The following is a 20,486-nucleotide window of genomic DNA, read 5'->3' on the forward strand; positions in this document are numbered from 1 at the left end:
TGATTTATCCGAATCAATTGAACTCTGTTAACTCTAATAAATAGATATTTAAAACATTACAATTTAGTTCAAATGATACTAAAAAGTATGTTTAGCAATGCTTCGTGCACAAAGGGTCAGCCCCCATCCTTTTTACAGTGATAGGGAGCTGACCCTTTCATCATTATCTCTGATACTTCGATAACTTGGAAGTTACGGATCCGGTCTGTCTTTGAGGTGTTTTCGCTTTTAAGTTGGATGCCCATGATATTTTTGAATCATATTTCTGGGTATGTTCCTTGTTAACTAGGCTTTGTAAACGCTCTTTATTCTTCTCAAGTGATCCCTCAAGAGCCCTCATCCGGCGGGTAGGAAATGAAAGTCCCGCTAAAATCGAGGTTATTGTGGGGTCTGAATCTGAGATATAGGTTCCTTCGAACAATTCAAGAGGTTCTCCCACCCTTTCAAAAACCAATGGGACATTAACTAGCTTTGCCATTTTCTCTGGACCTTCATAAATTAAACCTGCTCGAATCACACCTATTGATTCAACAGGACAAAATATCGAGTTTCCCCAAGATTGTTCAATTTTACTAGCTACTTCTGTGGTCGTTTTAGCGTCTGTAAGCGTGGTTGAAGATATAATCGTGACGCCTCTTGTATTCAATATATTCATAAGATCCGTTTCATCGAAGTTTCCGTAAAAGGAACTTTTTTTCGTTACTTTCAGTACGTTCTTAATGGCCTCCATGACTTGATGATTAGAAGAAAGGTAGATTTCATGTTTACTGGATTGTGGGTTCAACTTGCGCATCTGATCATTGTCTACAAGGAACACAGATGAAAGCGAGTCAATCTTAGAGATTTCTTCAATACATTCAACCGCATTGATTCGATTACCGGCCAATACATTACGATCAGGCACAATCGCAATAGCACCTATGTTGACACCTGGGAGTTGGTCTAATAACAGATCTATTAATATCGGGCTCATACCTGATCCAGTACCACCGTCCGTAGAAAAGGCCACCAACAAAAGCTTTATGTTCTTAAAGGACCGCTGTACAAAGTCAATGATCTCTTTATAGTTTTCATTAACCGCTTTTAATCCTATTGATCGATCCTGCCCAGCACCATTATACCCTGGGACGAAATATTTCTTTTCCACACTCGTGTTTACTAAGCCGTCTCGTTGGTTCGTATTGATAAGCGCTGTTTCAAAGCCCATACTTGATGCTATTTCCGCTATATTCCCGCCTGCTTGGCCTACGCCCAAGATTCCAATTGATTTCACTAAATCCCCTCCTCTTCTTTTTAAAATAATACTCATATTTTAGTAAATTAGACTTTTTCATATTAAATTACATTAAAATAGTTAGAAAAGAAAAACTGGGCAAAAACCTTTTTGTTTAGCGAATATCCGATAATTTGTAGAGCTGTTGCTAAGAAAAGTCTATTTATTCGAGAAGGATTGTTTGAAATTTATAAGTCCTACCAGCCTCAAGGTCTCCATTCATTTAATTAAACGTTTGATTAGTTTTTTCTGCCCTTGCGTACCATGCCCTCCAGCGACTTAATCAAACGTTTGATTAGTTTTTTCTGCCCTTACGCACCATGGCCTCCGACGTTTTAATCAAACGTTTGATTAGTTTTTTCTGTCCTTGCGTACCATGCCCTCCAGCGACTTAATCAAACGTTTGATTAGTTTTTTCTGTCCTTGCGTACCATGGCTTCCAGCGATTTAATCAAACGTTTGATTAGTTTTTTCTGTCCTTGCGTACCATGGCTTCCAGCGATTTAATCAAACGTTTGATTAGTTTTCTCAGCTTTTACATACCATGGCCTCCGACGATTTAATCAAACGTTTGATTAGTTTTCTCAGCCCTTGCGTACCATGGCCTCCAGCGATTTAATCAAACGTTTGATTAATTTTCTCAGCCCTTGCGTACCATGGCCTCCAGCGATTTAATCAAACGTTTGATTAGTTTTTTCTGCCATAAAAAAAGACCTTCCTATTCGAAAGGTCTAATGAGCATCGTAGAAAATTTTTGAATCATCATCCTAACTAAAGGGGTTGTACGGTCCGGTAATTCGTGTAATGGAAAAAATCCAGCATCAATTGTTTCTTCTCCATCAATTTTGATAGAACAATTCTTAATATCTTTTGAATGATAGGCAATCGTAACTGGATAGAATTCATCCCCATTTTCTAGTTTTCGGAAATACTGCTCACCCGAAAAAACTTCCACTAACTTAAGTTGCCCAATTTCAACGCCTGTTTCTTCAAAAACTTCCCTTCGTCCAGCATCCTCAACAGACTCCCCTAATTCTAACAAACCACCTGGAAGCCCCCAGACGCCTTCAGGTCTTTTTTGCAAAAGAATTTTTCCATCTTCATCAACCACACCCACAACAGTGCCAACTAAAATGAGCGGCCGGGTTCCAATTATTTCTCGTAACTCCTCAATATAGCCCATCATCAACCTCCAAATATTTCTCCATTATAAGTAATCTCTACATTCATTCGGGAAATGGACATCATTCCCCTCTGTTAATCGTTGAGAATTAGTATACTAAATCATCTATCACTAAGTAAAAATACAGTTCCCAACGAACGCTTTAATGCATCGGGGGACTGACCCCAAAAGTTGGTAATTAAAAACATGAAACAATGGGGCTGTTCTTTACGTCTTAGATATGAAGACATTTTTCTATACGAGAGGAATAGAGTTTTGAAGCTAAAACGAATAGGAAGTTTATTGTTTATCATTTCTTTTGCTATTATTATCATTCTTTTCTTTATGGAAGAAAATCCTATATCCGACTCAAATACAAACCAGTCTGTTTCTTTTCCGACTGAACTTCATCCAATTGTGAAGGAACGTAGCGATCAATTAATTCAACAATCCGCAAGTAAAGGAATCAGGGTCGTGATTACGGATGGCTTCCGAAGTGCGGAAGATCAGGATCTTCTATATCAGAAAGGCCGATCGACCGAAGGAACAATTGTAACGTATGCAAAAGGAGGAGAGTCTTATCACAATTATGGCCTTGCAGTTGATTTTGCGCTAAAGGATCCTTCAGGAAATGTCATCTGGGATATGAACTATGATGGAAATAAAAATGGGAAAGCTGATTGGAATGAAGTTGTAGACATGGCAAAGGTTTTAGGATTTGATTGGGGCGGAGATTGGGCTCAATTTAAAGATTATCCTCATTTACAGATGGATTTCGGTTTGACAGTTGCCGACCTACAGAATGGGGAGAGACCTGCTGACTCATCCATGACCGTAGATACAAATCTCGGCAAACCATGATTCACCCTAATACACTGCATCCCTAACGAAAGGGCAGCGTATACGTTTCGTATAAGCTTCAATTCAGGAAAAATACAATAAAACGCTCAGAGAGAAATTTTGCTCTGAGCGTTTCATTTATTAAATGGATATAAGCTAGAGTGTTAATTCACTGAATGAGGATCTTTACCAGATAGCTCATTAATTTTACCAATCCAATCCTTAAAGCTTCCAAATTCATGTGGATTGAAGCCGAAGTACTTCTTAATGAAGCGGACAGATTCACTTTCTTGCTCATGAAATACTCCATCTGCATAAATCAATTGCAGGAGTTCTGTTAAGACAATGTTTTTAGAGCGTTCGGATTGAAATACCGCTAACACATCCTCTATTGCATTACCTTTTATTTGATAATCCTCAAGTCCAACTTCCTTTTTAAACTTTTTTAATACAGTATGTTCATATATAGATAATTTGCCATCAATGGTTGATATCAGCGTAGCAAGTTCAAGAAACGCCTTTTTCTCCTCAGGCTTCAGTTCTGCTAAGAACAATACTCCACAACTCCCTTTAATCTTTGTACTATTTATACGAATGAAAACAAAATAAGTTCCCACTTGGCCCAAAAAAGGTGCCTGTCCCCCAGCATATTAATGCGGTAACGCAGCGAGGGTCAGGCACCCTAAAATGGATGCTCCCATAATCCTAGTTTTCCCTTTGCTGGGATCCACTCATCCAGTAATTTCATCTCTTTCACTTCCCAAGCATATCCACCTACTCGAAAGTCCCCGAGAAAAAAGTCATTTCCTTCTACGATTTTTCCATCCTCCAGGACAGCCCATGTTTGGTTATTCTCCGTTACTTTTATACAATTGACGAGTTCACAAACGGCAATAATTTTTCCGGTTGGAAGATTTTCAGTTGTGTATCCATGTTTACCTAGCAACTTCTGAATGGCCATATGATTGGATACAGCCTTATCAATTTTCAAACTAGTGTGAATGGCCATTGGGCCACGATAATTTGTCTTCCAAGACCTGGTTTCGTATTGGTTCTCTCTAAGAACAAAGAGACTTGCCCATGGTTGGATCATTGATAATACCTTCATATTAGTAGCCCCTTACAGATGAAAGTTGTTTTCTTTAGCTTATCCCTTTCAATAGCTACTATGACTAGTTACTTTCAACTGAACGATATCTGTAGATATTTTTACAACTAAAACAGGCTTATTTGAGACAGCTTTAAAATATATTAGCTGCTTTTCTGTAAACAAGTTCTCTAACAAGCTTTCAAATGAATATAAATGGGTATATAGAGATAGAAAATTTTCACTTAAAAGGAGATATGCCGATGGATATGGATGTTTGTATTTCTTGTGGAAAGGAATTGTCTAAATTTGAGAGGAACAGATGTGAATGTTGGGAATGCATGGACACGACTACTGAAGCCTATACAGAAGATGATTAAAATATGACAAAAGGTGCCTGACCCCCAGCGTGGTAATGCGTTAACGCGGCGGGGGTCAGGCACCTTTTTTTATTTTAGAGGTTGCCCTTCGAAGGCGTTTATATCTAGTGGTGCAGTAAGGAATTTTTTCACATTTGCAACAAATGTAGTGAACGGCTCACTTGTGTTGTGGCTTGCTACGGCATCTTTATCCCGCCACACTTCCACCATAGTAAAGATGTTTTCACTTTCTACATCCTTTTGAAGACGGTAGGAAATGTTTCCCTCTTCTGCTCTTGAGGCAGCAATTAACGGTTGAATTTCCCCTAGAAATTGATCCTGCATTGTTGGATTAATATGAAATGTAGCATGAATAATAATCATCGTTAAGTCATCCTCTCTCTTTTATCAATGATCTAAGCTCTTTCCTTACTTCCATTGTGCGACTTGATCAACTGGGAGCCGTACAGATGGATACCCACTATCCGCTGCTTTTCCGATGGAAATAAGCATAATTGGAACATATCGATCTTTATCTAAACCGAATGCTTCTGCAATTTGGTCTTTTTCATAACCGCCAATAGGGTTTGTATCATATCCAAACGCACGAGCTGCCAGCATTAATTGCATAGACACAAGTCCACCATCGACTAACACCACGTCCTTCATTTCTTCGCGTGAAATGTTCTCGTAGTAGCCTGCGAAAGAAGTGAGGATTCGCTCCTTAACATCTTGTGGCATATAACCTTTTTCTACGGCAGTCCCATAGATTTCTTCCGCTTTCTCAAAATTGTTCAAATCACCAAATACAGCAATGACCGCAGATGAAGTTTCCACTTGATTCTGGTTAAATTTAGCCAGTGGTGCTAGGGTGGCCTTTGCCTCAGGGGTTTCAATTACAAGGAAGCGCCATGGCTGCATGTTTACAGAAGATGGAGCCATTGTAGCTAACGTTAGGATTTCAGTCATTTCCTCATGGCTAATTTTTACGGATTTATCATAATTTTTAATAGACCGGCGACCTTTAAGAATTTGGTTAAAATCATTTATGAGTTGTCTTGATGCTGTAGCTGTAGTCATAGGTGTATTCTCCTCTTCTCTTTTTGTGAATGTAATATAATGTAATCTATTCTTATCTTGCCCAAGCTCTCGAACTTCCATGGGTTTTAAGTGTATTACTGTTTTTTATTTTATACAAAATAATCATATAATGTCTAAAGTGTTAACAATGGATTACTTTACTCCTCTTTTTCATTTTTGTAAACTAAAAAAACTTGGCGTTGATGTAAAGAAATTCCCAATTGGTTTATGTTATATTTTTTGATGGAAAGAGAGTGTGGACTATGAGAAAAATATCAACTGAAGATCGATTACTGATGAGACAATCCCATATTAAGAAGATCCTAAAAGTGATTCGGACTCAGGGATTCTTGTCTTTATCTATCCAAGAAATTGCTCAGTTAATGAACATGAGTCGAGGCTCTCTGTATAACTATTTCTCTTCAAAAGAAGACATCCTTATGGAGTTAAATGACTTTTGCATTTCCTATATTTATGAAGCAGGTCAAATGATTTCCAATACAGAGCTTTCCTATTCCCAACGTCTTCAAAAGGTCTTCGAACATGCTGTTTTTTCGGCTGCCTATTCCTCTGAAGTTTTCTTGAAAGACCTTCAAATCAGCTGCTTATCACTTTATGAAAAAAAGAAGCAGGCACGAAAAGAACAAATGGCAGCCATTCATTCGTTTTATCAAACTGGAATGGAATCAGGCTCCTTTAATGAATTAAATCCGGCACTTCTCATAATGCAAGACGAAACCGTCTTAAATAAACTAATCAATACCTCTTTTTTAATGGATGAGGAACTGACGTTAGAACGTGCTCTATATGATTACTACTTGGCGAAATGCTTCCAAGTGCTAAAACCCGAATTATTAGCAAACATGAATCACGAAGATATTAAATCCATGGTGAAAAAAATCCTACAAAAGCTTTCACCCATATTATAAAAAGGTGCCTGTCCCCCAACGCTTTAAAGCGATGGGGGACAGGCACCCTTTTTTATTTGCGTAATGGAAAGACGATGGTAACAGTTGTTCCTTTGTTGAGTTCACTTTTATAATCGGTTGAGCCATTCAACTCACGGATTAGTTTGTTGGTCACCATGCTACCCAAGCCTGTACCTTTTGTTTTTGTTGTATAGAAAGGTAGCCCGATATGCTTTAACTGCTCAGGTGTCATCCCTCTTCCGTTGTCTTCGATTTTAACTTCCACTTTATTCTTCATGTAATCTGCTTGAAGCTCAATCTTAATCTTTCCATGATCAATGATGGACTCGATCCCATTTTTGATGACATTCATAAGTGCTTGCTTTAAAAGCTGTTTATCTCCATTGATATAGAATGGCTGTGTATTTTCATAGTCGATGATGACATTTGAATACGAAGCAAGCGGTCTCAGTAGTTGGACACAATCACTTAAGACATCATGTAAGGAGACAACAGTTAATTGAAATGGTTCGGGCTTCGCCACTTTCAAATAATTAGTAATAATATTGTTCGTCCGGTCTAGTTCTTCAAGAATTAATGGGGAGTATTTCTTCAATTGCTCATCCTTTGTATCTGTACTTAAAAATTGAATAAAGCCTCTAACGGTTGCCAGTGGATTTCGAATTTCGTGCGCAATCGAAGCCGTAAGCTGCCCAACCATTGTCAGCTTATCCATATACACCATTTCTTCAAACTGCTTATTAATTTTTATCAAACTTTCAATCACAAAGATTAGGGCTATGGTGGTTAAATAAAAAGCAATAAAGTAAGTTAAATAAAAGTGTAATTCTAAAAAACGAACTCTAAAATACAGAATGGTAATATAAAGAACAAGATAGCAACCAACGACAATTGATCCTGCCGCAAGCCTAGCGTTTGCTTTTAAAAATAGCCGCCTCAATGCTAACGCACATAAAAAAGCGACAACGCATACTAGGATACCCGTTAAAAGAAACTTTCCACCAATGAAATATCGGATCAAACATGTGCTAACTAAAATAATGCTACCGGGGATCCAGCCACCATACAAAGTAAGGATGATGATAGCAACCATCCTTAAATCAAAATGCGTCTCTCCTAAGGTCTGAATAGGATAAATCATACAGAAAAGTGCACCTAGAGCTCCTACTAACCCATAAATGACTTTTTGTTTTAATGATATAGGAGCTTTAGATCGAAACGGTAAAAACAAATTCATATTAAAAGTAAAAGATAATAATATCGTAATATTTACAATCAGTGGTTTGATGAGAGTAATCAAGAAAAATCCTCCACATAAAATAGGGTGTACTCATATTTATTCTTGCCTTAGGCACAGACAAACTTGCATCATTATTGCGTCTATGTAAAATCATATCATAAAAAAAGGGGACAGTCCTCCACTGCGTTAACGCAGTGAAGGACTGTCCCCAAAATGCTCCAAAATGCTTATTACCAAACGAATAATCCAACAATCATTGCACTTAGTAAGGATACTCCTACACCGCTTACTAGTAGCTTCCACACATTCTTCCCAATGATATTTGATTTATCTTCACCCAAAATAGAGTTAAACGTGCCATAAATCATACCGACTGTGCTAAAGTTAGCAAATGAGGTTAGGAACGTGACCGCCACCGCAACCGTATGCGGAGCCAACCCACTGAGTTTACCTTTTAAGTCCATCATTGCAACAAACTCATTGGTGGCAAGCTTGATTCCCATTAACTGTGCCACATACATCGCATCATCTCCCCCTAAGCCAAGCAAAAAGGCAAATGGACTAAAGATAACAGAGAAAATCTTTTGAATGGTTAAGCCTTTCACAATGAATCCTAAGATTCCGTTTACACCAGCAGTTAAAGCTACATATCCAATGACCATCGCCATAATAACAATGACCATTTTAATTCCGACAAGCATGCTGTTAGATATAGTTGAAAAGAAATCTTTACGCTCTTCCTTAGAAGGAACATACACGATATCCTCCTCTTTACTCACTTCCACAGGATTCAGCATGTTAGCAATCAAAAGCGCATTCAAGCAATTCAACGGAATCGCCACGAATACATAGGTTGCTGGAACCATCGTTAAATACGCCCCAATAATTGAACCGCTAATACTGCTCATACTCATGATTCCAAACGTTAATAAACGATGTTCTTTTAAAACGACCATTTGTTGGCGGATGACAGCCAGTGCCTCCGTATTTCCAAGAAACATCATTTGAATGGAGAAGAAACTCTCAAGCTTTGGCAAACCGGAAATTTTCGAAATAACCCAGCCCACCTTATCAATAATCCATGTTAAGATTCCGAAATAGGTTAAGATATCAAAGAACGTAATAATGAAAATAATCGGCATTAGGGCACTAAAAAAGAAATCTACATGTTCATTCGCCATAACAGATGGGAAAACAAAAGAAATCCCTTCATTAGCACAGGCAATTAACCAGGTAAAGAAAGAGGCAATTTTATTAATAATCCATGACCCAATTTTCGTCGATAACATAAACCAGGTAATCGCCAACTCAGCAACCAACAATGTCAAAATGGACTTCCACTTTACGTTTCTTTTATTAGGTGAGCACAAATAAACAAGGCCCATAACAACTAGTACTCCAACTACATTCAACAAAAAATACAAGCTACTCACTCCTTTTGTTTATCATTTCCCAAAACCTTTATTTCCAATAGAAAAAGTCCTTCCCTTTTCAGACCTTCCGCCACCAGACAGAAAGCATGAAAAAGTAAGGACTGTTGTTTTAACAGAATTAATTCATCTAAGTCAACCCTGACAAAAGACTACGTTTCTTCATACTTCCTTGTAGTCCGGCATTTTACGGCAGCCAGGTAGAAACTATCAGACCAACGACACTGATATTATACAAGGATAACAATGTTATAAATATTTAAGGAATAGATAACATTCTAATTCAGGTTGTGTTTTGCTTCAATAGGTTTCATAAATGTTGTAATTATTATACTTATAACAATCTTAAGGCAACTTTATCTATTTCTAAAAGGATACAAGCCTCTTTTTGTTGTTCTTATAAACAAGCACTCCATGTCACGCATACTATATTGTTGAACAACCATTGACAGGGGGTGAATCTCTATGGGACATGATCACGGTAAATGTCATTCTCACTGTAGCATTTTTGGTGTTTTCCTTGGATTTTTAACTGGTGTGATATGGTTGCTATTAGCAGTTTTAGGGGTTATTTCAGATTTCTTCGAATTACTTGAACTAGGATATCTTGGTCATATTTTAAATATCCTTATTGCGTTAATCGGCTTCCTAGCTTTTCTTTTCTTTGGGTTATGCATATTTAAGAAAGCTGCGCGTTATTGCCGGTAAAAAACAGGCTGGAAATGGATAAAACCTCACTTACTTTTGATACGGTTCACCATAATGCATCAGTATGATGTTCTTTTGGATATTCAGATATACGCACTCCCATTTAAATAAGATGACTTCTTCTGAATCAAGGAACCAGCAAAAGTAAAATAAGCGGAGATTTTCCGGTTAAATGAAGAATGGAGCTCGTTTTCGGGTTATATAAGCGGAAATTTTCCGGTTATGCAAAGCAAAATTTCCCATTTTCGCATTTTTCGAGTCAATAGGCGGAATTTCTCCGTCTATTTTAGCTTTTTTTACTACAGGAATGCTAAATAAGCGGAATTTTTCCGTCTATTTATCAGATTAGTGAAGTGAATGAAGTTTCGTAGAAACCATAAATGAAGAAAAAGACATACGTCAATTCTTGGGCATTAAACAAGAAAGCACCCGAAAACGGAATACTTTAGAATTCAAGCACACTGCTTTTCTAGTTTTTAATATTCACTTTTTCCTTTGCGGAGTTATCCCCGAACCTTTTCATAATCCGGCTCGACATGTACATGAACATCATAGACACCATAATCTCTCATCAAAACTTTTTCTACACGGGTGGCAATGTCATGTGCGGCACGAATATCTAAAGTGGACTGAACGAGGATGACCACATCTATGACTTCATTATTGCCGTAGTTTCTTCCTTTCAATTCTTTAATGCCTTTCACGCCATCTAGTTTTGTAATGACTTCCTGGTAGAGCTGGATCTTTTGTTCATCGAATCCATCTGAAAGTTCATGAGAAGCTTGCAAAAAGATGTCCCAAGCTGTTTTACAGATCAAAACTCCGACAATAATTGCTGTTAATGTATCAAGCCAAGGCATATGTAATTGTGATCCAATGATACCCACAGCCGTTCCTATACTTACCCATGCATCAGAAAGATTATCTTTGGCAGCGGCCATCACGGCTTTGCTATTAATTCGTACCGCCAAATTTTTATTATAAAAATAAACACCTATCATAATGACCGCAGAAGCTACCCCTACATAGGCAGCTAACATATCAGGGGACTCATTCCTCCCCTGAAACATAGAGGGAATTGCATCCGTCAACACCTGGATACCAACCGCAATCATAATAAACGAAGCCACCATGGAGGCGATGGTCTCACTCTTCCAATGGCCATACCCATGATCGTTATCAGGCGGTCGTTGCGATATTTTTAACCCGATAAGGACAGCAATTGATGCAATAATGTCTGTTGTATTGTTTAATCCATCCGCTCTTAATGCAGCTGAATCACTCAAATATCCGATAACTAGTTTTATGGCTGATAAAATAAGATAGGCAACAATACTAACCATTGCGCCTCGTTCCCCTAATTTAAGGTCTTTATATTTTTGGTCATCCATTCTCCTGACCTCCCCACAAATTCCTTCCATATCATATCAACCATGTTATGGGTGGGTCTAGAGCAACCTTTTTGCGTGGACTTATAGAAGTAGCCTTTAGATAAGAATGTTTCATGAGGGAAAAATATTTTTAAAGAGATTCATAAAAAAAAGACCAAATTGTATAGTGGTCCCATTCCCTCTATATTCTTCAATTGTCTACTATCTAGGATGTGGATTACCACTCGTAAGATGCGCATCAAACATATCAATAATTTCAAGGAATCTATCAGCTTCACGGAAGACATGATCGGCTAAAAGTGGATGAATGATACTCTTAATTTTACATTGCTCAATTAGATCACGTGCCGTTTTCTTGAAGTCCCGAAGAGAAGAGACTGACACACGATTTTGATCCAAGAATTGATCTAAAAGAGGAACCGTTTGAGATTGTGGCTTCATAGATTCTAAGTCCCTTGCTTGATACAATAATTGATCAAAGTCATTGCTGAAATTCCGAGCCATATCAATTAGCTTCCTTTCCGATGGATCAAGCAAATGACCAATAAATTTAGCGTGGTCTGCCATAATCCTTAAAAAGAAAACATTTTCTTTAATAATTGCATCCGGAAGAGCGTTCAATTTACCTTCATTTAATTCAATTAATCGTTTTCTAAAATAGTTAGCCTCCCTACTTGTATGGTCAACTAGCAGTGGATAATTATTTGCCCCTGGCATTTTACATGTGAGAATCAGCTCTAGTACTTTTCGTTTAAAAACGAAAATATTGGTTGCAGCTTGTTGTACTTCAGAATTAAACCTTCTTATTTGTTCTGGATCAGTTTGATTAGTAAAGGCATGTGCTGTTTGTTCAATGTGTTCAAACAACCGGTAAAATTGATTAGCCTCTTGAATTAATTGAGTATCCTCTGCTCTAAAACCTAAACGAAGAAATAAAGAATGCTCTTTCATGATTCTAGACCAAAATCGAATTTCATTTAACGATCGCTCAACAAACATTAAAGATGTTACGCCCGTATTAGCATGTAATGTATTCTCATCCCCAAGCATTCGTACCCCTCCAAAAAATAATGCATTCGTTATATTCATATTAATAACGCCCTATAAATATACCGATACCAATAGTTCATTGTAATAGCATTAATTAAATTTCCTTTTATGAAGGAATTAAGCGGCATTCTATTTGCTATAATGAGAATGATAGCTGGCTTAAATTATGATAAGAAAGGCATTTTATATGAAAAAAAGATTACTATTTGTAGCGACTGGAACTTTGCTTATTTTCCTATTATTATTTAGTACATATAAATTAATGAATTCAAGAACCTTTCAAGTTTTTGGGGGATTAACGGATAAGGTGAATACCAACCAAAAGGTAGTTGCTTTAACCTTTGACGACGGCCCTTCTAAAAATGTGAATTCTATTCTTCCATTATTGGAACAATACAAGGCAAAAGCTACTTTTTTCCTCATTGGTCACGATATGGAACAGTACCCAAAGGAAGCGGTAAAAATAGCTTCCGCAGGGCACCAGATAGGAAATCACACTTATTCGCATAATCGAATGGTTTTCAAAACGCCGTCCTATATTAAGAAAGAAATAGAAACAACAGATCAACTAATCCGTGAGGCAGGCTATAAGGATGAAATTGATATCCGGCCTCCTAATGGTAAAAAACTCATTGGATTCCCTTATTACCTTAGCAAGCATCATAGAGACACCATCATGTGGAATCTTGAACCAGATAGCTTTTACACCTCTGCAGATGATAAAGTGAATTATGTGAAGAAAAATATAAAACCAGGATCGATTATCTTGATGCATCCGATGTATGACCAAACTGGTGAAGAACTCAAAGCAATAGAGGGAATATTAAAAGCACTTACAGATCAGGGGTATACCTTTGTAACTGTAAATGAGCTAGAAGAAAAATAGATATTTTATTTAGGGTATTTCACATAAAAAACTTTGATTATCTTGAAACCTTCTAGTTGCTTCACACGTATATTCATATAGGCACTAATGTTAATTTGATAATAAAAATAATAATAGATGGGTGATTTATAGTGGGCTCTACAATTTTACTTATAGGAAGTTATGCTTTTGAAGCATATTATTGGCTTATTCTCATATCAATCTTTGGTTCCTGGTTTCCACAATTTCAAACTTCAAAAATTGGCGGGTGGGTTTACAAGCTAGTTGAGCCATATTTAAGTCTCTTTAGACGGTTTATTCCTCCTCTAGGACCAATTGACTTTTCACCGATCATTGCCTTATTTGTTTATCGCTATCTCGGAGGCTTTGCGATGGAAGGACTACGCCTTTCCTTGAATACGATTGGTATATAAGACTTTGGGCGAACAGTGCCGTACTGTTCGCTATTTTTTTTGCGGTGATGTTATCTTTAGAAATGTTAAATTTGCTTTACCCTGTAACCCAAAAATGACCAATTACGTCAAAAATAGTATACATCGTTTTAAGAGCGTGTTTGGTTATGTCATGGCATTATGTAGTAATTGGAATAATTGGCTTCCTTGCAGTCATTACCTTAGAGGACAAAGCAAGAGAATTCCTATTAAGTAAGGGAAATAAAATACCCAAAGTAATACAGTTCCTTCTTGCATTAGTCGGGGCCGGTGCTATTTCATTGGTCATCTTTTATATAAGACATATGAGCAATTAATGTCACAAGGCTGCCTTACGACCATAAAAATAGACCTTCCATTATGGAGGGTCTATTTATCCTTGTTTTATTGTCTTTAACCCTGATTTACAATTATACATATTTCGATCCGCAATAATTAAAAGTTCCTTCATTTCACAAGCATCGCTAGGATAGACAGCTGTTCCGATAGAAACAGAAATATCCATCCCCATTTCTTTGGATAATTGATACAAACCCGCTTCAATCTTTTTCGAAATGGCATTCGTTCTTTTCGAGTCTGAGTACGGCGATACAATAAGGAACTCATCTCCGCCCCATCTAGCCACAATATCTTGCTCAGTGGTGCTATTTAAAAGAACTTTGGTAATCCTCGTAAGAACCATATCCCCGATTTTATGCCCATACTGATCGTTTATTTGTTTAAAGTTATTGCAGTCAATTACTGAAATCGTTAAGTTACCTATCTTTTTATCCATTTTTGCTAAAAGCTTTGGGGCACTTTGTGAGATAAAACGCCGGTTATATAGACCTGTCAAAGCATCTTTTTGTGAAAGAAACTTAGCTTTATCATATTGAAATCCCAACCACCAAAAAAACGGTGAAAGTAAGGGAATAAAGACTAAGTCCCATTTATATTGACCATTTTCAAACATAAACACATAAGAACCTTCATAATCTATTAAAAAATAAAAAGAATGCCAGCCTAAAACTAGAGTGATATAAATGATAACAATACAAATTCTCCCCGAATAGCTCATCTGGCACACCCCCCATTTTTTCATATGCTAATTTTACTATAAAACAGGAAATTTGTTACACTTTTTCCTTAATCCATGAAAAAATTATTCTATTTAAACCGACAAAAATGGACAAGTTCTTTTCTATTTCAAGCTGGCTGATTAATCACTTTTTAGTAACACATAAGAAAATCTTATCATAAAAGATAAAAAAATATATATTTTATTAATCAACCAATCGAGTTATGATTATTTACAGAAAAAGGATTATAAGAAAAGAAGGTAATCAAATGAGAGACAGTAAGTACTGGAATATCATGATCTCTTCCACTCTATCTTCACTAGGCAGCTCTATGTATTTTATAGCCGTTGCTTGGATTTTATATAAGATGACGTCCAATGCAACTTATACAGGGTTGATGGTTGGCATGGGATTCCTCCCTGGAGTGGTGCTTAATTTAGTCTTCGGAGTAATAGTAGACAAACAGAATCGTAAGAAATTGACGGTCATATCACTTGGTATTGTCACCAGCGCCATGATCATGCTTCTATTAGCTATGACTGGAAATATCCTTAAACCATGGATGATTATCCTTGTGCATATGATTGTTCAGACCTTTTCGTCCTTGTTTAGAACGGCACAACAAGCCTTTATCACTGAACTTTATAAGAAAGAGGACATCCCTCGTATCTTCAGTGAAACAGGTTCGGCTGTATCTGTTGGCGGCTTAATTGGAACCTCATTATGCGGCGGTATGTTAACTATTTTTCCAGCCAGTATCGTCATGCTATTTGTTTGTCTTACCTTTGCAGTTGGCACGGTGTGTATGATGCTAATTAAATTTGTTCCTAGAGTAAGTCATTCAAACAGCAGTTTCAAATCTGGCTTAATCGATTTAAAGGACAGTTTTATCTATGTTCATAAAAATCGGCTGATGTATTCCTTACTATTAATTATGTTTGTTGGCCAGCTTGTTGTTCATACTTGTGCCGGTATGTTATCGGTGTACACAAGTTCGCACTTACATGGCACAAGTACTCTATATGGAATTCTAGAATGTGCGACTTCCATCGGGGCCATTATTGCAGGTGTAACAGCAACCTCCATTTTGTATAAAAGCAAAAACTACGTTACGGGTCTGTCTTTCGGGATTACCTCCGTTGGTTTGTTAATGATGACTTTTACTAAGGATAATTTTGCCGCTTTTATCGCGATTCTCTTAATTGGATTAGGTACCACTTGGGTCCGAGTATTGATGCAATCCGTTCAACAGGTGTATACCGAACCGGGCTATTACGGGCGGATGGCCGCCATGAGACAAACTATTAATCAAGGGGCCGTTACCATCGGTGCTCCGCTTCTAGGCTGGATTGCCGAACATCATGGGGTGAACAATGCCTATGGTTCTCTATTAATTCCGGTTTTAGCCTTAATGGGATTCTCCTTGTTTTTTGCCACCCAACAAACATTTAAGAGTGTAATTGGGTCCATGTTGCCACAGAGTCAGAACGTGAAATAGACTTTTTTCTTAAAGAGTATCGTCGGATTTTTTGATTCGCTGATAAACTGATCGGATTCGCTGATAAACCGCTCAAATTCGCCGATAAACCATAAAATTAAATAGAGGCAGCAGGGATCGAGCCCCCCTGCTGCCTCTATTTTTTATTTAAGGAATGATAATCTCCAGCATCCCTTCTTTATTGGCCACCTCGACCACCTTGTCTACAAACAAATAAGGCGTATCAAACCTATCTTGCTTTTTGATATCCGCATAACTATTATTAGCAGTCAGCACCGGGAAAACGGCGTTGGTCTTTTTAAATAGATTTTGAGTTACCTCGATTTCTGCCATTAGAATGACTTGTTTATTGGATATCGCGAAGAATAGTTTGCCAATCTCTCTTTCACTTTCATCCACAATAAATATCTGTTGCAAAATAGAAATCAAACAAGTAACAAAATCATTTATCCTATCATTAGCCAATGCCTCTAACTGGCAATCAGCTAAAACCTTATTCAATCCCGCCTTGATTTCCTTGAAGGAAAACACATCTTCAATTCGAAGCGCCGCTTTTGTCCTACCAAGCCCTTCAAACTTTTTCCTCGTCTCAAAAAGATATTCCTTGATCGAACCATTATGCTGGCCACGACTCAAAACAAATTCAGTGACCTCATTAATCCAGCGTATTTCCTTACCTTGATTTCGGATCAGAAGTAAAAATCCATAGAGATCCTTCTCATCAAACGTACCTTCTGTCAATTTCTTATAGCAGTAATTTAGTAGTGATTGCTCTTTCATATCCATTTCGTTTTCTCCTAGATGTCATGTTATACCCTATTGTACATCAGTTTGCATAACAAACAACGAATTTCATGGATAAAAGACACTCAAAATTCGTTTGACCATCCAATGAGATGGGTATCGAGAGCAGTAGGAAGATAACATTTACATAGGAGGGAAACGTATGGAAAATAAGAAGATGGCGCAATTACAGCAATCAATAATCGACAATGAGCAAAAAGCTGGTTTAACTACTAATCAAGGATTGAAAATGGCAGAAGACGAATTTTCTTTAAAAGCTGGTCTACGTGGTCCTACTCTTATGGAGGATTTTCACTTTCGAGAAAAAATGACACATTTTGACCACGAACGGATTCCAGAACGCATTGTTCATGCACGCGGCACAGGAGCTCATGGCGTCTTTCAGCTTTATGAATCTTTACAAGAGTACACAAAAGCGGATTTTCTTACTGACACCTCGAAAACAACACCAGTATTTGTACGAATCTCAACCGTACAGGGGTCTAGAGGATCAAGCGATACCGTTCGTGATGTCCGCGGATTTGCAACCAAATTTTATACGGATGAAGGAAACTTTGATTTAGTTGGGAACAACATGCCTGTATTCTTTATCCAGGATGCCATTAAATTCCCTGACTTTGTCCATGCACTTAAACCGGAACCACATACTGAAATCCCGCAAGGAGCCAGTGCTCACGATACATTTTGGGATTTTATCGGGCAAAATCCTGAATCTGCCCATATGGTCATGTGGGCAATGAGTGACCGGGCGATTCCACGTAGCCTGCGTATGATGGAGGGATTCGGTGTGCATACCTTCCGTCTTATCAACGCACAAGGGAAAGCACATTTTGTAAAATTCCACTGGAAACCTGTCCTTGGTATGCATTCTCTTGTCTGGGACGAGGCACAAAGAATTGCCGGCAAAAATCCTGACTTCCATCGTCAAGATTTATATGAAGCCATCGCAAAAGGCGATTACCCTGAATGGGAACTGGGTGTCCAGTTAATTGCCGAAGAGGATGAATTTAAATTTGATTTTGACATCCTAGACCCCACTAAATTATGGCCTGAAGAAGTAGTCCCTGTAAAAATCGTCGGTAAAATGACATTAAACCGCAATGTCGACAACTTCTTTGCCGAAACCGAACAAGTGGCTTTTCATCCTGGCCATTTGGTACCTGGGATTGATTTTTCCAATGACCCGCTTTTACAAGGTCGATTATTTTCCTATACAGATACCCAACTTTCTCGATTAGGCGGACCTAACTTCCACCAGATTCCGATCAACAAACCTGTGTGCCCTTTCCATAACAACCAGCGTGATGGCATGCACCAAATGGCTATTCACCGTGGTCAAACAAGCTATCATCGAAACGGTTTAAATGCCAATCAACCGGAGCCAGTGCCTGTCGAGCAAGGAGGATTTGAGCATTATCAAGAAAAGGTGGATGGACGTAAAATCAGAGGACGTAGTGAAAGCTTCTTAGACTTTTACTCGCAAGCGAAATTGTTTTATAACAGTCAGGCTCCCTATGAACAGCAGCATATAAAGGACGCTTTTAGCTTTGAACTTGGCAAGTGTCATTCCGATTTGGTTAAAAATAATGCGGTTGCGCTTCTCAACCGTATTGATCGAAACCTGGCCCAAGAAGTCGCTGAAAATATTGGCGCAATCTTGCCAGAGGAAAACCTCGAAGTCAAATCCGATAAAAAATCACCGGCACTAAGCATGGCCAACACCATCAAAAAAACAGACACAAGAAGTGTAGCTATTCTAGTAACTGGCAATCCTGATACCGACCAATTAACAGAATGGATTAAAACGTTAGCCCAGCATAACCTGAATTATAGTATCGTCGCTAACAAGATTCAGCCATTAAATGCTGTCTTAAAAGTAACGGATACCTTTGATACCGTTGATTCCAGTCTATTCGATGCAGCCATCTTAATAAGCTCCGAAGCCAAACTTCCAGCACCTGCTTTGGAGTTTGCGGAAACAACTTACAAACACTACAAACCATTGGCGATTTCTTTAAGCGAACGTAATGCATTGAATAACAGCCGTCTACAGGTCGATGAGGCTGGTGTTTTTGACTTAGCCACAAAAGATATCCACTCATTTATTGATGGTATTGCTCAGGCTCGTTTCTGGGACCGTATGCTTTAATTTTTGAAAAATTTTAGCCCTAACCTTTTATTGGTTAGGGCTTTTCGTATTCATCTGCATAGGACTCGTTTTTAAAGATAAAGCTAAAACAAATATATGTCCGTTAAAACGAGGTCTTTATGATAACCGTTTCACTATTCTTTTCTTTCACCTTAATCGGGATTATTTCTTTTTTTACGCTAAAAAAAGTCAATCATCCTTTAACGCTTATATTTCTATTGATGGTGATTGAGTTTTTATACACCAGTTTTATCTCTGTCATTGTAGACAATGCCAAGCTATGGACTGTCACAAAGAGTACCAGGTACCTCATTATGTTTCGCGTAACGGAGGTGGTAGTTTTCCCATTACTGCTTCTTTGGTACATAGAGTCGGTTAAAAGAGTGTCTACCTTGTCAAAAAAACTGCTTATAACTGTAATTTGGGTAGGTGTTTTAGTGGGAGTGGAAACGATTTTAATCCATATTCATCTATTCACCTATGAAAAATGGAAAGTATGGGGGTCCATTATTGTATGGTCCACCTTTCTATTGTTCCTCCAATTCCTGCAAGGAATTTTTAGCAGAATCCTTTTTTATGAGGGAATTAAACAATGACAATTTTACCTTTGCCAGAAAAATTCGATCAAAATGAATGGTTTATTCTCTTTCATATTTTTGCTTTAGTGTTCTTATTATATAAATTACCCAAAAGGTTTCCACCCTCTATTACCATCTTACTGCTAATGTTCACCATGACTGTAGCACGGGTAGTTGATCATTTGATAGCCGGCCCACATATTGATTTATACGACATCATGGACTCGGGTGACTTTGAACTTTTTGACCTACTATGCTATGTGCCTTATGCCCCTTTTGGATATGTGTTCATCTATCTCTATGACAAATTTCAACTTAAAGGGGTAGGCCTTATTTTTTATATCGTTCTATTTTCTGTTGGAAGTATTGTCTTTGAATGGATGACGGGTTCAAGCTATATTAGCTATTTAAAATATAGCAGCTGGAAGCCCATTTATTCCGTACCAATCTACTTAATCGTCCAGCCTTGTACGATCCTATTTTTCCATTTAATAAAATCAATTCATGAAAAATCACTAACCGTAGTAGAGTGA

General features: G+C 37.8%; 22 protein-coding genes and 1 riboswitch. Of the genes, 10 read left to right on the forward strand and 12 right to left on the reverse strand.

Annotation, left to right across the window (positions count from 1 at the left end):
* Positions 1-163 precede the first annotated feature (163 nt).
* Together AA0X95_RS27005 and AA0X95_RS27010 are read right to left on the reverse strand one after the other, a co-directional pair.
* Positions 164-1,273, reverse strand: coding sequence for a cell division protein FtsZ (locus tag AA0X95_RS27005; RefSeq protein WP_413303861.1), 1,110 nt, complete (start codon positions 1,271-1,273; stop codon positions 164-166).
* 718 nt (positions 1,274-1,991) lie between these two features.
* On the reverse strand, positions 1,992-2,456 hold the full coding sequence (locus tag AA0X95_RS27010; RefSeq protein ID WP_413310289.1) for an NUDIX hydrolase: 465 nt from the start codon (positions 2,454-2,456) through the stop codon (positions 1,992-1,994).
* 255 nt (positions 2,457-2,711) lie between these two features.
* Here AA0X95_RS27010 and AA0X95_RS27015 point away from each other — a divergent pair, with 255 nt between their 5' ends.
* Entirely contained in the window at positions 2,712-3,296 is a 585-nt protein-coding gene (locus tag AA0X95_RS27015) for a M15 family metallopeptidase (protein ID WP_413303864.1), read from the forward strand.
* A gap of 143 nt (positions 3,297-3,439) precedes the next feature.
* Here AA0X95_RS27015 and AA0X95_RS27020 read toward each other — a convergent pair whose 3' ends face one another.
* The 4 genes from AA0X95_RS27020 to AA0X95_RS27035 form a co-directional block, all read right to left on the reverse strand.
* A complete protein-coding gene (locus AA0X95_RS27020; protein WP_413303867.1) occupies positions 3,440-3,829 on the reverse strand; it encodes a TerB family tellurite resistance protein in 390 nt (129 codons plus the stop codon).
* Positions 3,830-3,957: 128 nt separating this feature from the next.
* A complete protein-coding gene (locus tag AA0X95_RS27025) occupies positions 3,958-4,383 on the reverse strand; it encodes a 2-oxoglutarate dehydrogenase E1 (RefSeq protein WP_413303869.1) in 426 nt (141 codons plus the stop codon).
* A 428-nt stretch (positions 4,384-4,811) separates the two neighbouring features.
* Positions 4,812-5,105 (reverse strand): putative quinol monooxygenase, encoded by a 294-nt coding sequence (locus tag AA0X95_RS27030; RefSeq protein ID WP_413303871.1) that lies wholly within the window; start codon positions 5,103-5,105, stop codon positions 4,812-4,814.
* Between the two features lie 45 nt (positions 5,106-5,150).
* Positions 5,151-5,801, reverse strand: coding sequence for a nitroreductase family protein (locus AA0X95_RS27035; RefSeq protein WP_413303874.1), 651 nt, complete (start codon positions 5,799-5,801; stop codon positions 5,151-5,153).
* Between the two features lie 263 nt (positions 5,802-6,064).
* Here AA0X95_RS27035 and AA0X95_RS27040 point away from each other — a divergent pair, with 263 nt between their 5' ends.
* Positions 6,065-6,730, forward strand: coding sequence for a TetR/AcrR family transcriptional regulator (locus AA0X95_RS27040; RefSeq protein ID WP_413303876.1), 666 nt, complete (start codon positions 6,065-6,067; stop codon positions 6,728-6,730).
* 52 nt (positions 6,731-6,782) lie between these two features.
* Here the strand turns inward: AA0X95_RS27040 and AA0X95_RS27045 are convergent, their stop codons facing one another.
* The gene (locus AA0X95_RS27045; protein ID WP_413303879.1) at positions 6,783-8,030 is read right to left on the reverse strand and encodes an ATP-binding protein; all 1,248 of its coding nucleotides are present in this window, start codon (positions 8,028-8,030) and stop codon (positions 6,783-6,785) included.
* A gap of 170 nt (positions 8,031-8,200) precedes the next feature.
* Positions 8,201-9,394, reverse strand: a complete 1,194-nt coding sequence (locus AA0X95_RS27050; protein ID WP_413303882.1) for a nucleoside transporter C-terminal domain-containing protein — start codon at positions 9,392-9,394, stop codon at positions 8,201-8,203.
* Between the two features lie 161 nt (positions 9,395-9,555).
* A riboswitch (purine riboswitch) is annotated at positions 9,556-9,658 on the reverse strand.
* Between the two features lie 207 nt (positions 9,659-9,865).
* On the opposite strand from AA0X95_RS27050, the gene AA0X95_RS27055 reads away from it, so the two are divergent.
* Positions 9,866-10,108 carry an ABC transporter gene (locus tag AA0X95_RS27055; RefSeq protein ID WP_413303884.1) on the forward strand — a complete coding sequence of 81 codons (243 nt, stop codon included), beginning with the start codon at positions 9,866-9,868 and terminating at the stop codon, positions 10,106-10,108.
* 503 nt (positions 10,109-10,611) lie between these two features.
* Here AA0X95_RS27055 and AA0X95_RS27060 read toward each other — a convergent pair.
* Together AA0X95_RS27060 and AA0X95_RS27065 are read right to left on the reverse strand one after the other, a co-directional pair.
* Complete coding sequence (locus tag AA0X95_RS27060) at positions 10,612-11,499, reverse strand: cation diffusion facilitator family transporter (protein WP_413303887.1); 888 nt, start codon at positions 11,497-11,499, stop codon at positions 10,612-10,614.
* 201 nt (positions 11,500-11,700) lie between these two features.
* Positions 11,701-12,549, reverse strand: a complete 849-nt coding sequence (locus AA0X95_RS27065; protein ID WP_413310291.1) for a DUF2935 domain-containing protein — start codon at positions 12,547-12,549, stop codon at positions 11,701-11,703.
* Positions 12,550-12,736: 187 nt separating this feature from the next.
* On the opposite strand from AA0X95_RS27065, the gene AA0X95_RS27070 reads away from it, so the two are divergent.
* The 3 genes from AA0X95_RS27070 to AA0X95_RS27080 all read left to right on the forward strand — a co-directional run bounded on the left by AA0X95_RS27070 (position 12,737) and on the right by AA0X95_RS27080 (position 14,183).
* Positions 12,737-13,435 (forward strand): polysaccharide deacetylase family protein, encoded by a 699-nt coding sequence (locus AA0X95_RS27070; protein ID WP_413303890.1) that lies wholly within the window; start codon positions 12,737-12,739, stop codon positions 13,433-13,435.
* Positions 13,436-13,566: 131 nt separating this feature from the next.
* Positions 13,567-13,848: a YggT family protein gene (locus AA0X95_RS27075; RefSeq protein ID WP_413303893.1), complete on the forward strand. Its 282-nt coding sequence runs from the start codon at positions 13,567-13,569 to the stop codon at positions 13,846-13,848.
* Between the two features lie 146 nt (positions 13,849-13,994).
* A complete protein-coding gene (locus tag AA0X95_RS27080) occupies positions 13,995-14,183 on the forward strand; it encodes a hypothetical protein (protein WP_413303896.1) in 189 nt (62 codons plus the stop codon).
* A 56-nt stretch (positions 14,184-14,239) separates the two neighbouring features.
* Here AA0X95_RS27080 and AA0X95_RS27085 read toward each other — a convergent pair whose 3' ends face one another.
* A complete protein-coding gene (locus AA0X95_RS27085; RefSeq protein ID WP_413303898.1) occupies positions 14,240-14,923 on the reverse strand; it encodes a GGDEF domain-containing protein in 684 nt (227 codons plus the stop codon).
* A gap of 269 nt (positions 14,924-15,192) precedes the next feature.
* Here AA0X95_RS27085 and AA0X95_RS27090 point away from each other — a divergent pair, with 269 nt between their 5' ends.
* Positions 15,193-16,422, forward strand: coding sequence for an MFS transporter (locus tag AA0X95_RS27090; protein ID WP_413303901.1), 1,230 nt, complete (start codon positions 15,193-15,195; stop codon positions 16,420-16,422).
* 147 nt (positions 16,423-16,569) lie between these two features.
* Here the strand turns inward: AA0X95_RS27090 and AA0X95_RS27095 are convergent, their stop codons facing one another.
* The gene (locus tag AA0X95_RS27095) at positions 16,570-17,208 is read right to left on the reverse strand and encodes a hypothetical protein (protein ID WP_413303903.1); all 639 of its coding nucleotides are present in this window, start codon (positions 17,206-17,208) and stop codon (positions 16,570-16,572) included.
* Positions 17,209-17,368: 160 nt separating this feature from the next.
* Here AA0X95_RS27095 and AA0X95_RS27100 point away from each other — a divergent pair, with 160 nt between their 5' ends.
* The 3 genes from AA0X95_RS27100 (at position 17,369) to AA0X95_RS27110 (ending at position 20,486) form a co-directional block, all read left to right on the forward strand.
* Positions 17,369-19,375, forward strand: a complete 2,007-nt coding sequence (locus AA0X95_RS27100) for a catalase (protein WP_413303905.1) — start codon at positions 17,369-17,371, stop codon at positions 19,373-19,375.
* Positions 19,376-19,494: 119 nt separating this feature from the next.
* A complete protein-coding gene (locus tag AA0X95_RS27105; RefSeq protein ID WP_413303907.1) occupies positions 19,495-19,971 on the forward strand; it encodes a hypothetical protein in 477 nt (158 codons plus the stop codon).
* Complete coding sequence (locus tag AA0X95_RS27110; RefSeq protein WP_413303910.1) at positions 19,968-20,486, forward strand: hypothetical protein; 519 nt, start codon at positions 19,968-19,970, stop codon at positions 20,484-20,486. The genes AA0X95_RS27105 and AA0X95_RS27110 overlap by 4 nt, the downstream gene beginning before the upstream one ends.

The sequence above is a fragment of the Neobacillus phoenicis genome, assembly GCF_047302305.1.
GTDB lineage: Bacteria > Bacillota > Bacilli > Bacillales > Cytobacillaceae > Neobacillus.

Coding starts and splice junctions, on each gene's coding strand:
- AA0X95_RS27090 (WP_413303901.1), top strand. CDS start 15,193: ATGAGAGACAGTAAGTACTGGAATATCATGATCTCTTCCACTCTATCT.
- AA0X95_RS27070 (WP_413303890.1), top strand. CDS start 12,737: ATGAAAAAAAGATTACTATTTGTAGCGACTGGAACTTTGCTTATTTTC.
- AA0X95_RS27060 (WP_413303887.1), bottom strand. CDS start 11,499: ATGGATGACCAAAAATATAAAGACCTTAAATTAGGGGAACGAGGCGCA.
- AA0X95_RS27105 (WP_413303907.1), top strand. CDS start 19,495: ATGATAACCGTTTCACTATTCTTTTCTTTCACCTTAATCGGGATTATT.
- AA0X95_RS27030 (WP_413303871.1), bottom strand. CDS start 5,105: ATGATTATTATTCATGCTACATTTCATATTAATCCAACAATGCAGGAT.
- AA0X95_RS27100 (WP_413303905.1), top strand. CDS start 17,369: ATGGAAAATAAGAAGATGGCGCAATTACAGCAATCAATAATCGACAAT.
- AA0X95_RS27085 (WP_413303898.1), bottom strand. CDS start 14,923: ATGAGCTATTCGGGGAGAATTTGTATTGTTATCATTTATATCACTCTA.
- AA0X95_RS27055 (WP_413303884.1), top strand. CDS start 9,866: ATGGGACATGATCACGGTAAATGTCATTCTCACTGTAGCATTTTTGGT.
- AA0X95_RS27095 (WP_413303903.1), bottom strand. CDS start 17,208: ATGGATATGAAAGAGCAATCACTACTAAATTACTGCTATAAGAAATTG.
- AA0X95_RS27080 (WP_413303896.1), top strand. CDS start 13,995: ATGTCATGGCATTATGTAGTAATTGGAATAATTGGCTTCCTTGCAGTC.
- AA0X95_RS27010 (WP_413310289.1), bottom strand. CDS start 2,456: ATGGGCTATATTGAGGAGTTACGAGAAATAATTGGAACCCGGCCGCTC.
- AA0X95_RS27065 (WP_413310291.1), bottom strand. CDS start 12,549: ATGCTTGGGGATGAGAATACATTACATGCTAATACGGGCGTAACATCT.
- AA0X95_RS27035 (WP_413303874.1), bottom strand. CDS start 5,801: ATGACTACAGCTACAGCATCAAGACAACTCATAAATGATTTTAACCAA.
- AA0X95_RS27110 (WP_413303910.1), top strand. CDS start 19,968: ATGACAATTTTACCTTTGCCAGAAAAATTCGATCAAAATGAATGGTTT.
- AA0X95_RS27040 (WP_413303876.1), top strand. CDS start 6,065: ATGAGAAAAATATCAACTGAAGATCGATTACTGATGAGACAATCCCAT.
- AA0X95_RS27025 (WP_413303869.1), bottom strand. CDS start 4,383: ATGAAGGTATTATCAATGATCCAACCATGGGCAAGTCTCTTTGTTCTT.